Origin of the sequence: Bernardetia sp. ABR2-2B, assembly GCF_037126435.1 — a bacterium.
Lineage (GTDB): Bacteria > Bacteroidota > Bacteroidia > Cytophagales > Bernardetiaceae > Bernardetia.
The window spans coordinates 4490274-4504326 of the sequence record NZ_CP147020.1 but is presented as its reverse complement, the minus strand read 5'-3'; the positions used below and the strand labels follow the sequence as shown (position 1 = coordinate 4504326).

General features: G+C 32.2%; 9 protein-coding genes. 1 reads left to right on the top strand and 8 read right to left on the bottom strand.

Features of this window, described 5'->3' with window-relative positions:
• Positions 1–77: 77 nt before the first annotated feature.
• The 7 genes from WAF17_RS18945 to WAF17_RS18915 form a co-directional block, all read right to left on the bottom strand.
• On the bottom strand, positions 78–1469 hold the full coding sequence (locus tag WAF17_RS18945) for a TolC family protein (protein ID WP_338763104.1): 1392 nt from the start codon (positions 1467–1469) through the stop codon (positions 78–80).
• A gap of 58 nt (positions 1470–1527) precedes the next feature.
• Positions 1528–2241, bottom strand: coding sequence for a TetR/AcrR family transcriptional regulator (locus WAF17_RS18940; RefSeq protein ID WP_338763102.1), 714 nt, complete (start codon positions 2239–2241; stop codon positions 1528–1530).
• A 288-nt stretch (positions 2242–2529) separates the two neighbouring features.
• Positions 2530–3654 (bottom strand): hypothetical protein, encoded by a 1125-nt coding sequence (locus WAF17_RS18935; protein WP_338763100.1) that lies wholly within the window; start codon positions 3652–3654, stop codon positions 2530–2532.
• A complete protein-coding gene (locus WAF17_RS18930) occupies positions 3651–5426 on the bottom strand; it encodes an AAA family ATPase (protein ID WP_338763098.1) in 1776 nt (591 codons plus the stop codon). Before WAF17_RS18930 ends, WAF17_RS18935 begins: the two co-directional genes overlap by 4 nt.
• A gap of 137 nt (positions 5427–5563) precedes the next feature.
• Entirely contained in the window at positions 5564–6208 is a 645-nt protein-coding gene (locus WAF17_RS18925; protein WP_338763096.1) for an HmuY family protein, read from the bottom strand.
• A 111-nt stretch (positions 6209–6319) separates the two neighbouring features.
• Entirely contained in the window at positions 6320–6781 is a 462-nt protein-coding gene (locus tag WAF17_RS18920) for a DoxX family protein (RefSeq protein WP_338763094.1), read from the bottom strand.
• Between the two features lie 49 nt (positions 6782–6830).
• On the bottom strand, positions 6831–8984 hold the full coding sequence (locus WAF17_RS18915; protein ID WP_338763092.1) for a TonB-dependent receptor: 2154 nt from the start codon (positions 8982–8984) through the stop codon (positions 6831–6833).
• Between the two features lie 316 nt (positions 8985–9300).
• Between WAF17_RS18915 and WAF17_RS18910 the strand changes: the two genes are divergently transcribed.
• Positions 9301–10221 (top strand): DUF6607 family protein, encoded by a 921-nt coding sequence (locus WAF17_RS18910; protein WP_338763089.1) that lies wholly within the window; start codon positions 9301–9303, stop codon positions 10219–10221.
• 102 nt (positions 10222–10323) lie between these two features.
• On the opposite strand, the gene secA is transcribed toward WAF17_RS18910, so the two are convergent.
• A complete protein-coding gene (gene secA, locus WAF17_RS18905; protein WP_338763085.1) occupies positions 10324–13740 on the bottom strand; it encodes a preprotein translocase subunit SecA in 3417 nt (1138 codons plus the stop codon).
• Positions 13741–14053 lie beyond the last annotated feature (313 nt).

The window sequence follows — 14053 nt, the reverse complement described above, 5'->3', positions numbered from 1 at the left end:
GAATTAAAAATTACGAATATGTTTTTTGATTTTTAACCGTAAACGAGGCGTAAAGCCGTCGTTTAGGAAACTGATTACTATTCACTGGTAACTGTATAAAGCGTTCCTTGTGCCTTTTGTATATCAATTTTGGCAACCATCGCATCATACAAAGCTGAGTAATAATTGGTTTGAGCTTCTTTGTAAGCTGTTTCTGCTTCCACAACTTCTAAGTTTGAGCCTACGCCTTCTTCGTATTTGATTTTGGTTACTCTAAAAATTTCTTTTGCTAATTCCATATTTTCCTCTTGAAACTTGAGCTTATCAATGCTGTTTTTGAGTGTAATCTGCGATTGCGCAACTTGTAGATTTACTGCTCTTGAAAAATCACGCATCTGATTTTCTGTTTTCATCAGATTGAATTTCTCTTGTTGTATCAAATGATGTTTTTGGAAAGAATCAAAGACAGGAATATTCAAGCTAATTCCGAAAGCTCCGTTTCCCACCCATCTATCACTAGCAAAAGGAACTAAATCTTTTGTTTCTGAAGAACCCATATTTGAGCCATAATTCAAGAAAAAACCTAATGTTGGTAGATAACGAGCTTTGTATTCTTTAATTTGAAGTAGATTGAGTTCTTTTTGTGTCTGTAATAATGAAAACTCAATACGCTGTTCTGGATTAATTTGAGCAACTAAAGCATCAGATTCATTTATTTCCAACTCTTCCAACGAACCACTAACGGTTAGTTTGTCTTCTTGCTCTAATCCCATCTGGAATTTGAGAAGCATTTGGCTAAGTTCTATCAGACGCTCAAAGTTTTGGATTTCCATTTTGAGATTGTTTGCTGAAACCTTTAATCTATCTGCATCAATTCTTTCAGCAAAACCATTTTCATACAATGCCTTTGTCTGCTGATAAACCGTATCTAGTCGGTTGTAATTTTGCTTCAAAAGCTCAATACGTTCTCTATTAATAAGAAGCGAATAATAGGCTTTACTTACTGCTTCTGCTACTTCAATTTTAGACTGTGTAACTTGCTTTTCTGAAAGCTGAGTATAAGTAGAAGCTGCTCTCAATCCCAAAATATAAGAACCACTAAAAACAAGTTGTTCAAGCTGAATTTGCGCTTGTCCGACATATTGAGGTTGAAACTCTACACCTATAAACTCTCCCTCTGGAGCTTGTGGATTTACAAACTGTGCAGGTAAGAAGTTTACAGGAACTTTGTAGTTGTTGATTAGATTTAGAGAAGCATTTACTTGTGGCAATCCTGTTGCACGAACTTCTCCTACTCTAGCTTTTGCAATCTGATTATCTAATTGAGCATTTTTTATTTCTACACGATTCTCAATGGCATATTCTATACATTGTTCTAGTGTATAGTTTTCCAAATCTTTGGTAGAAGTTGTATTTTCTTGTGCTTTTAGTTCATTTACTGAGAGAAATGATAAAAACAAGACAGAAAATAAAGTTAAAAATCGATACATTATATTGAGTAATTGATTAATTGAAATGAGAAAATAGTTGGTTGAAATATGTTTTTTTTTAATTAAAAAACTCTACGCTTTCTAGTGCCTTTGTTAGTGTTTGATGTCCTTCCAGAGTTACAAGTCCGTATAAAAAATGTTTGAAAATTTGGAACTGTACCTCGCCAATATGATGAGATTTTGGAGAAAAAACTTGAGGATTAAAGATAGATTCGACTTGTGCCATTCGCATTCTTGCGATTACTTCTGGTTCAATATCCTTTCTGTATAATCCCTCTTCTTTGCCTCTTTCCATATTTGCTTTTATTCCCTTAATAATTTTTTCTTCTTTGTGCCTTAAAAACATTTTCCATGCTTTTGGGTAGCTTCGCTGCAAATCCAAAATCAGTGAAGGATGAAAATTGAGAAAAAACTGTCTATTGTACTCCATAATTTTCAACACTTGATCAATCGCATTTTTAGCTTTTTCAGAAGCCTCTTCCATATTGCAATGCTCATTTTCAAGCTGATATTCGGCACAGAGGTAAACGAGTTCTGCTTTATCTTGAATGTACTGATACAATGTTTTTTTAGATATAGCAAGTTTACTGGCTATATCATCCATCGTAACGCTACGCAATCCATATGTCCAAAAAAGTTCTTGCGCTCCTTCTACTATTGTTTTCTTAACAGTTTCAAATTCTTTCAGTTCTTTTTCTTGTACTTCTTGACTTTCAGTATTTTGTTCTGAATGAGTTTGATTAGATTCATTATGTGGATTAGATATTTCCATTTTATGAGTTCACTCCTTATTTTATTTTGATGTTATACTATTTATATTTACAAAACTAAGGAAACTAAATTAATTTTCAAAGTTTCCTACGTTTTCAGAGTTACTAACGTTTCATAATTTATTAAGTTTAGGTTTTTGGTGTGAAAGTGTGTTAATTTTTTTTTCATAAAAAAACCTGCTCTTTTTTAGAGTAGGTTTATTCGTTTTAACTACGGTAAATTGATTTATATTCGTGTGGTATCACCGAACGGTTCGCTCAAAGCGAACCGTTCGGTAAATTGGTAGAAACTAATCCAACAAACCTAATTCTTTGGCGATGTCGTGGGTAAGTTTGGAGAGGGGGCGTTTTAGAAAATCTTTTTCTTCTATATAGTTTCCTATTATAAAACGTTTGATTTCTTTATCTGTTAAATTCAAATGTTGCAACTCATCAATATACTTTCCTAATTTGAGAGTATGTTTTTTTTCTAAATTATTAGTTAGTGTTTTAAGTTCAGTACGATATTTCTTGCTATAAACATGAGCTTTCCAATATAGCTCTGCTACTATATCTGTGTGATGTTGATAAAGAGATTTAGTTCCAAATACTGCATCATGATTTGTTATTATTCCTTCTTGTGATGTGTCATTATTTATCTTAGGAGTCATTTGAATTTCTAATAAATTATCTTTTTTATATCCACTCAATATAAAATCTAATTCACTTTTTGTATCAACTTTGAATATGAAACTGTCATGTAAACTATTTTCATAAGGATTAACTATTTTTCTTGGATTATCCAGTTTAGTATGGTTACAGGAAGAACAAGAAGGTACTAAATTATGAATTGAAGCACTTAAATACGGATATTCTGATTGACTTAAAAAATGATCAAATTGACACAAAGCCTTTAATTTGTTATTCTCTCTTTCAATAATCAGAATATTATTTGCACCACAATAAGGACATACTTTAATATTTAATTGTTTTAATAAAAAAACACCATGATATTTTCGTATATTTTCGTAATTAAAAATCTCAAGTATTCGTTCATTATCATCTAATTTTTTGTTGTTCGAAACCGATTTGAATTTTATAGTATTAAAATTTTTTAAAATAAATTTAACAGCTTTTTTTAATTCAGAAGGCGTTCCAACTAATAGAGTTTTTAGATTAAGATAGCTTTTTGAGTTTATGTCAAATTCTATTAAATACTTATAAAATTTTACTATTTCTTTAGACTTTTTGTTGTTAATTTCTGAGGCTGTTTTCAAACGACCTAAAATAGATTTTTTATAGTATCTTTTTATTTTGCCCTCATTGTCTAAATCTAAGATATTAATTTCTATACCACTATTTTTAGATGTAACTTCTTTAGTTAAGCGTGCAAAATACTCATCTAATGTTGCTTGTGAATAATTTAATTTTATCATGGTAGTTTATTTAATCTGTTTTGTAATTCTTGTATCTGATTTTGTAATTTTTCTTTCTCATCTGTAAATTGTTCTGTGTATAACTCAAATAGTTTTTGTCTAATTAAAGGTTCTCCTATTATATCAATGCTATATCTAATTTTCTCTTTTTCAGTAGGATTGCCTTCATCTATTTTTGCAACTATTTCATAAATTTTTTCTTTTGCAAATTCTCCCATCAAGCCACCATTATTTTCCAAGAAAAACGAATCAGCAAAAAGAGTATGAATATTCTGTCCAAAAGTTTGTTCTTTAAAAGTATCATCTACAATAGATTTTCCTTCTTTTTCTTCTCCATCAATTTCCTTTCTACCTTTACGTAAAAAAATAACATTCTCTTTCGGCAAATCAGAAACCAAAAAAGGAGAATGAGAAGTAAGAATAAGTTGGATTTGTTTGTCTGGGAATATCTTTGGTAGAGTTTCAAGCAAGATTTTCAAATACTGCTTTTGCCATTGTGGATGTAAACCAAACTCACCTTCATCTATGAGAAAAAATATATAATTAGTATCAACTGGAACAAATAAAGATGATAATAAGAATAGTAGCGACTTTTCTCCACTACTTAAAGTCAATATTTTATAATCAGAGGTTATCCATTTGAAATGGTAAAGCCTTTTCAAAGTATGGTAGTAACTTTCAAGAAAATCTTTTAATAAATCTTTATTCTCAGTTTCTAGGAGCAAACCATCTTGTGTAAAATTTTCATCAGGAATTTTCTCAATATCTTTTATATGATTTAAAATATTTTCATCTGGTCTTTTCTCATTACTGGAAAAACCTCCTCCTTCAAAAAAATATGATACAAAAGGTTCAAAACTTTCATAAGTGGATAGAAAAACTTTTAACTTATCCAGTGAAGAATCATCAATATCTGTTAATAGTATAATGAATATCTGTTTTTTTAAGAAGTTTATAAACTTGTCTTTATAGATATTTTGATAATTCTTATAAACTATTTTTTCAATATCTTTTTCAAGTTTCTTTATATTTTCACTTTTTTGGTGTGCTATGATTTCTATTAATGACTTCTGAGGTATTGCAAGTGGTATTTCTATTTTATTTTGTAAAATATGGCTAATAAAAAATAGTTCATTCTTAAAAATCTCTGATTCACAAAGGAAAAAATAGTCAGGTATTGTTATTTTATTTAAATTTTTAAATATCTTCCTAGACTGATTGTTTAGTGAGATGTCATGTGCTTTGTGTATATTATTAAAATAAGATTTTTCCCAATAAGGGGTATAATCGTTAGGAGTAAAACCATTAGAAAAGTAGTATGGTTTAAGAGGATTATTTTCCTCTCTCCTTACATTAAAGTTTGTTCTTATCCTTTCTTCCGAATCACGAAACAGACATAATTTATTTTCTTTGTCTATAAAGAGATAGACATATTTGATTTCATATCTATTAATATTACTAGGTTCACTTATTTTATTCAATATTTCATGCAAAACTGAACTCTTCCCAGCCCCATTTTCTCCAACAATAGCCGTAACATTACTTATTCCATAATCTGTATTTTTTGTTGTTTCATCTTTGAAAAAATCCTTATAAAATTTCTCCTTAGTTTCTCGTTCGGTGGGATTCATTTTATCTGTCAAAGTTCCCTCAATGACTTTTCCGTCGACTTCTTTTGTTGGTTTAAATTCAAAATCATACAAAGGACTAAAATTAAATCCTTGTCGGTAAATATTTTTATAATCTTCAATCCAAAGGTAGAGGAGTTCCATAGTAGTTTTTTGAGTAAGAAGTAGCATTTTAGGAATAGAAAACAAGATACAAAAAAAACCTATCTCTACTAGAAATAGGTTTTGTCTATATTCAAAATGAAAAAATCAAGATTTGATTTTTAAAGATTTACATTTGCTTAGAATTTTTTAGAACCGTCTTTTTGCACTACAAAACGCAATGTATAATGTCTTGAATCTTCCATAGGTGCAGTAGTTGGGTCAGCAGGAGCATCTTTGTAATAACTTACAATTTCTACTTTTGCATATTTTTCGTCAGCAGTACGGATAACCAATATTTTTCCTGCAATCGGACTAATTACATGAGTAGTTGGGTCGTAGTTGTACCAACCTTTTCCAGAACCTGTTGTGATTGCCAAATCCGTTTCAGAATTATCTTGTTTGAATGTTTGGTTTTCAGGAATTTCTTGGAGTTCTTCGAAAAGACCGTCAAAAATAAATGCGCCACCTTGTCCTGTTCGGATTGCGCCACCGTTTACAATAATTGTCGAACCTCTAAAACCAATATCCCATTTTGTAGAAGCACTATCTGTGTTGGCAATAATTTTATTTTCACGCAAACTAAAAAGCGTAAATTTTCCAGTTGTTCCCATTGGCATTCCTGTTGTTGGGTCAATCTGAATTGGATCTGCAACAATATTACTTGCTGTTTCTAGTGTCAAAGGTTCTGGAGTTGGGTCTTCATTATCATCATCTTTACAAGAAGAAAAAATAAAAAGACAAGTTGTTAAAAGTAAGATTACGTTTAAAGAAAGGTTTTTCATGGCTGGTTAAAATTTGAGTTGGTTGAATTAATGTAAGACAGACATCTCTGTCTGTTTGAATTTGAAATTTATTTATTTTTCACAGACAGGGATGTCTGTGGTACAAGAATGCTAAGGTTTTATCCACAAAAGAGGTTTGAATTTTTTGTGTTCTTTAGCAATTAGAATAATATTGATTGCCAAAAAACCACCTGTTTGAAAGAGTTCTGCGATGTCGTTGGGTTCAAGAAAAAGATGGAATAAAAAAATATGTAGTGTGATTGGAATAAGCATCAGCGCACCGACAAAGCTCAAATATTGGCTCAGAATCATCAAGCCAAAAACGATTTCACAAATTCCTAAAAGTTGCCAAAAATAACCTGTTTGTTTCATTCCAAAAATGTAGTTTTTGATAATAAGTATATTTGGTTTTTCTCTAAGTTTTTGACTGCCTTCGGTTTCAATTTGCGTAATCATTTGAGTAGGTTCAGGCAATGGTTTTGCAAATTTTTGATAGCCTCCATAAAGCATTATTCCTCCCAAAATCAGACGAATAGTTATGAAAAAGATATTTTTGATAGTTTTTGAGTTCATTGTTTTTTTAGTTGTTTGATAGTTCAAGCGTCGACGCTTGATATAATATTTATTTTTGAATTAAAAACTGCATTCTTACCCACAACAAACGCCCTGCAAGTGTTGGAATAAAACTTTCGTTTTTATAATTAAATAGATTATCTGCTCCGATTTGCAGATTGAGTTTTTGTTTTAAAAATTGTTTTCCTGTTGAAATATTAACTGTTGTATAGCCGTCGACATATTCATTTGGCGCATCTAAAATCAAATTTCCATTTTGGTCGCCAAAACCGTATTTGCTTCTGTAAATTGCTCTGATATTTGCCGAAAAACCATGTTTTGAGTTTTGATAAAATAATTTTGCATTTGCCATGTGATTACTTCGTCCCATCAATCCTCCATAATCAGCCTTTGTTAGTCGTCTTGTTTCTAGTGTTTCTGAATTTCTAGCAAAATAATTTCCGTCTTTTATTTCCTCCAAAACAGTTTTGTCTTTGGCTTCTAAGTATTGATAACCTGCCGAAAAAGTAAGCGAAGAATTAGAATTTGAAGAAGGAGAAAGAATTGAATAATTTAGTTCTGTTTCCATTCCTTGTGTAAAAATGCTGTTTAGATTTGTGTAGCTAAATAAATTCTGTCCATTTGTTTTACGAGCCACAACTTGTGTTTCTATCAAATTACCGACATCATTTCTAAAAAAATTCGCTTTCAAAAGTAACTTTGTTGTTGGGGTATATTTTATTCCAACATTATAAGAAATAGAACTTTCAGCCTTGATTTCTTGAATATCATTAGGGTTTAAAACAATTTCAGCTATTTGTCCAGCTTGTTGTAAATCTGCAACGCCTTGTTTTATTTCTTCTGTACCAAAAACTGAATATCCTACTACATTATTAGTGAAATTGAGATAAAGTTGTCTAAAATCAGGTGTTTTGAAACCCATTCCTGCTGAAGCTGTCAGGCGTATTTTAGGCGAAATTTGATAATAAGACGCTATTTTTGGACTTAATTGATTGCCATAAATGGAATGCGAATCAAACCTAGCTCCCAACGTAATATTAGCCTTGTCATTAATAAAAAACTCATGTTGGGCAAAAATATAGTTGGTTTGAAGGTATTTTTTGTCTGTGTAACGAGTCGAACTTACCGATTCATTGACGCTTCCAATCCCTGCTGTTAGAAAATGCTTTTCATTGAAAGAATACACACTTTGAAATTCTGGACGGAAAAAAGTTTGGTCAAAAAATGTTTCCTCATACACAGAATTATCATTCTTATAAAGAAGTTTTGAATCTGTTTTATACTGTGAATAATATAATCTAAAATAAGTACGCCATTTTTGAGTAATTCGCCAATCTAAATTTGTCGTAATATTATAATCACTTATTTTTCCACCTCCTAAAACTTTGTCTGATTGCTCTTCAGTTCCTAAATTAAAACGACTAATTTGATTTTCTTCAAAATACCTTCCCGAAACAGTTAGATTTATTTTATCTGTAAAACGATAAGAAATTTTACTTTGAAAAGTATAATTATGAAATGGTTCAACTGTTTTTCCATAATTATTTGGTGTAAAATCATACCCATTACTTCCATAGCGATTAGCAAAAGCTGTAATGGCTAATTTGTCTTTTTTAGTCTGAAAGGAAAGAACTAAATCGCTTGTTTGATTTGTTCCATAACGTGCTGAAATATCTCCTTTTGTTCCTTTCGGATTTTTGGTAATAATATTAATGACTCCTGCCAAGGCTTCCGAACCGTACAAACTAGAACTTGCTCCTTTTATAATCTCAATACGCTCAATATTTCCAACTGCAATGCGTGAGAGTTCTAATGTTCCTGCTGTTCGTCCAATAATTGGTTCGCCATCAATCAAAATAAGTGTATAATCTGAGTCAAAACCTTGCATCTGAACTCCTTGCCCATGTTCTTCAATGAGCGTAAGTCCTGTTTGTTCCTGCAAAATATCACTCAAACGCAAACTTCCCATTTGTTCAATTTGTTCTTTGTCAATAATTGTCATGGGAATTGGAACTTCTGAAAGCAGTTTTTCACCACGAGTAGCCGTTATAACAACTTGCTCCAAGTCTTTCATTTTTATGTTTTCTAAAGTATCTGTCTCTGTTTTTAACTGACTTTTATTATTTTTTTGAGCATACAAATTATAACTTAAAAAAATTAAAATAACTAAATAAAAAGTAATAGAAAGAGTATTTTTTTTCATGGCTATTGAAAAATGTTGGTAGTCATTGATGGTTGTGAAAAAATTAGCAAGATTCATTTTTCTAAAAAAATCTAATCAAAATATGCTAATCGTTTGATTTGTAAAACTTTAAATGCTTTTTAAAGTCATTTTCACTGCTTTTGATAACACAAAAGTAAGTTTATTTAGACTAATTCCAAATAAATATTGATAATTTTAGCAAAATAATTTTTATTTAATCTAAATAAGAATAAATTTGCATCATCAAACAGCAACTAATAGGTTTTGTTTGTGTACTTAATCATTTTTATTTATTTTATTTAAAAAAAACACTTTTATGAAAAAGAAATTCCTCTTTTCGACGGTTCTATTTTTATGCTTATTTTCTAGTACAATTTTGAGTGTTGCTTTTATTTCTCCTTCGGATAATGACCCAAATCCGAAAGACAAACAAGCTATTAAATCTATGTGTGGATGTTATGAGGTAAGTTTTGATTTTGCCGAAACTTTTGCAGTAGATACAAATTATCAGTTTCATGAAAATTATACGGCAAGTGCTTTAGAGTGGGTTGAGCTAGTGGAAGAAACGCCTACTTTTGTTTCGATGCAGCATCTTTTGATTGCTAATGATACCATGATTATCAAACACTGGCGACAAGATTGGAGCTATGAAAACACTGATTTTTATATTTTTGATAAAGACAAAAATTGGAAATTTGTGCAAAAGTCAAAGTCAGAAGTAGCTGGACAATGGACACAAAAAGTATTTCAGGTAGATGATAGTCCACGTTATGAGGGTTCTGCAAGTTGGATACATGTAGATGATCGTCATTTTTGGGAAAATACTACGGATGCACCACTTCCACGAAGAGAATACTCAAAACGTAAAGATTATAACGTAACAGTCCGTACGAATCATCACGAAATTATAGAAGGAGGGTGGACACATGAACAAGACAATGATAAAGTCTTGCGCCAAGATAATAAGACAGACTTGAAGTTAGCTAGTGAAAAAGGAATGAATATCTATAAAAAGGTAGATGATTCTCGTTGTAAATCAGCTCACAGTTGGTGGAAACAAAATGCCGATTTTTGGGCAGTAGCCAGAGCAGAATGGAATTCTATTTTTGCAAGAAATAAGGATTTGAAACTTAAAAAGGTAGTGGCTAAAAAACCTTTGTTTATGCATCTTTTCCCACTAGAAACTACAGAGACTGATAAAATAAAGCCTATTATTACTGAGTTTGTGGAAGAATAGTAATTTGAAAAAGTCATAAAAAAAGCAACTTCGTTTTATCGAAGTTGCTTTTGATTTTAAAGGTAAATATGTGCTATATGAATATTCTGAAATTGAAAGTAATTAGATTACTACGCATTCTCCTTTTCGTACATCACTCATTACACTTTTGTATTTTCCTTGTTTTACTTGTCCATTCTTATAACGAACCGTAACAACATCATTTCTCCCAGGTTCTTGTGAAACCGTTCTTGGAGCAGTTGGAGAGACATTTTGCTGCGTTCCGTTTGCTCTTTGATTATCACTTGTAGTATCAACATCTTCTGCACGATTTACTTCCATTTGCTGTTTAGCCTGTTGTTCTCTACGCATTTGAGCCTCAAGCTGACGACGTTGTGCATTTTGAAGAGCTTCTAATTCTTCTGGGTCAGGTTCGTGAAGTTTTGCACGAGAAAGGAAAGAAGTAATTTCTTGATTAATCTCATCTAAAAGAGACCTAAATAACTGAAATGCTTCCATTTTATAGATGACTAATGGATCTTTTTGTTCGAAACGAGCCATCTGTACTTGCTGTCTCAAATCATCCATATTTCTTAAATGCTCTTTCCAAAGATTATCGATGATAGAAAGTACCATTGTTTGCTCTAAAGTCGAAACTAAATTCGCTCCTTTTTTCTCTATCGTCTCTACAATATTGACTGGCATCTGAACCATTCTACGCTGGTCAGTAATTGGAATAATGATTTCTCTTGCATTATTACCACGTTCTGCATGAATGTTTTCTAAAGTCGGAACTACCTTTGCTGCAATATCTTTATTTTTCTGACGATAAGCGTTGTAAGCTTCTTCATAAAGACGTTGAGAAATAGTTTGGTCGCCAAGTGATTGGAATTCAGATTTAGTAATGTCTGTTTGGATTCCTAAAAGAGAAAATACTTCTAAATGGAAAGACTCAAAATCTCCTTTATAAATCTGTACTAACTGGTCTGATACTTTTGCAAAAATAAGCATAATATCCAACTCCAAACGCTCTCCAAAAAGTGCATTACGACGACGTTTGTAGATAACTTCTCTCTGCTGATTCATTACATCATCATACTCAAGAAGGTTTTTACGAGAACCAAAATGGTTTTCTTCTACCTTACGTTGTGCATTTTCGATAGATTTTGTAATCATAGAATGCTGAATTACTTCGCCTTCTTCTAACCCCAATCTATCCATAATTTTAGCAATTCTGTCCGAACCAAACATACGCATCAATGGATCTTCTAAAGAAACAAAGAATTGTGAAATACCCACATCTCCCTGACGACCAGCACGACCACGAAGCTGTCTATCAACACGGCGAGAATCATGTCGTTCTGTTCCGATAATTGCAAGTCCACCTGCTTTTTTAGATTCAGGGGAAAGTTTAATATCTGTTCCACGTCCTGCCATGTTAGTTGCAATCGTAACGCTTCCAGAAACACCTGCTTTTGCTACAATTTCAGATTCTTTTTGATGCTGCTTTGCATTCAACACCTCGTGTGGAATCTTACGCATTTGTAGCATTCTACTCAAAATCTCTGAATTTTCTACTGTGGTTGTACCTACAAGAACAGGTCTTCCTTCTTTTACAGAATGTTGAATTTCATCAGCTACTGCATTGTACTTCTCACGAACAGAACGGAAAATTTTGTCTTGTCTATCATCTCTTTGAATCGGACGATTAGTAGGAATAATGACAACATCAAGTTTATAGATTTCCCAAAACTCTGTTGCTTCTGTTTCTGCTGTACCTGTCATACCAGAAAGACGGTAGTACATACGGAAATAATTTTGAAGAGTAACTGTTGCATAGGTTTGAGTTGCATCTTCAATTTCTACGCTTTCTTTTGCTTCTAAGGCTTGGTGCAGACCATCAGAATAACGGCGACCATCCATAATACGCCCTGTTTTTTCATCTACAATTTTTACCTTATCTTCCATCACTACATAATCTGTATCTTTTTCAAAAAGCGTATAAGCCTTCAAAAGCTGCGTTACAGTATGAATACGTGATGTTTTGATAGAATAATCTGTCAGAAGTTTTTCCTTTGTTTCTAATTTCTGCTTGTCTGTAAAGTCTTTGTCGTTATCTATACGAGCAATTTGTGTTGCTACATCTGGGAGAATAAAAAAGCGTGGGTCTTCTCCATCTTTAGTGATGGCTGCTGTTCCTTTTTCTGTAAGCTGAACTTTATTTTGTTTTTTCTCTATAAAGAAATACAAAGGCTCATCTGCTTCTGGCATACGACGAGCATTATCTGCCAAATATTCATTCTCTGTTTTTTGAAGCAACGCCTTCATACCTGGCTCACTCAAAAACTTAATCAAAGGCTTATATTCTGGCAATCCTCTAAAGGCTCTGAAAAGTGATAGACCACCTTCACTCTCGTTTCCAGCTTTTATCTTTTGTTTGGCTTCTTGTAAGAAATCCTGTGCTAGTTTGCGTTGAAGAGCGACGAGTTTTTCTATACGAGGCTTAAAAATATCGTATTCTTGTGTTCCTGCATCTTGAACAGGACCCGAAATAATAAGAGGTGTACGAGCATCATCAATCAAAACTGAATCTACCTCATCAATCATGGCAAAATAATGTCCACGTTGAACAAGCTCTTCGGTTTCACGAGACATATTATCACGCAAATAATCAAAACCAAATTCGTTATTTGTTCCGTAAGTAATATCTGCTGCGTAAGCTTTTCTTCTTGCTTCTGTGTTTGGCTGATGCTTATCAATACAATCTACATTCATTTCATGAAACTCAAAAATAGGTGCGACCCACTCCGAATCTCGTTTTGCAAGATAATCATTAACTGTAATCACATGAACTCCTTTTCCAGACAAAGCACGTAAAAATGCAGGAAGAGTAGCTACTAATGTTTTACCTTCTCCTGTTGCCATTTCCGAAATTTTACCTTCATAAAGCACTACGCCACCCATAATCTGAACGTCGTAATGAATCATGTTCCACTCCATTTCTTGCCCCATGGCTGTCCATTTGTTGTGCCATATTGCTTGAGCATTATCTCCTTCACCTACAATTTCAATTTCGTTGTTATAGCGTCCTTCTTGTTGTCTTTTCTGAATAATTCTACGGTCATGGTCAGTTGCTTTTACCGTAATTTTTTTGTTTTGTGTAAAACGTCTGGCTGTATCTTTTACAATAGCAAAAACAAGTGGCAATACTCTGTCTAATACTTCATCTAGCTTTATATTTCTATCTTTTTCTAGCTTATCTATCTGTACAAATATTTTTTCTTTTGCATTGATGTCCATTTCTGGCTCATCTGCAATTTGCTTTTTGTAGTCTGCAATACTTGTGTCTATTTGAGCAACATGTTGATTTATTTCATCTCTTACATCACGAGTTTTTTCTCTCAACTGGTCATCAGTTAAGCCGTGAAGTTTCTTATATTCTGAATTTACTTGCTCTACATAAGGAACAAGTTTTTTGCGATCTCGTTCCGATTTTGTACCGAATACTTTAGCGACCACGTTTGTTATTGAATTAAACATAATATTTTATATAGTTCGTATTGATTGCTTGTTAAATAGCTACCTTTTACTTTTTTGATTTTGAAGATTTTGATCAATCTTTTTCTAGTTTATCTGTAAGTCAAAAATTAAGCAAAGACGTTTTTTTGCTCAAAATTTATTTAAAATGAATAAAAAAGAAGGATTGATAGAAGTGAAACCGACAAAATGGCAGAGCCTATTGATTTGTAATAACATACAAAGTTACGAATCTGAAAGGGAATTTGCAATTTTAAAGAAAGTCTTATAACCAATGAATAGAAATTAATCGAAAGACTATTTTTAAATCATAAAT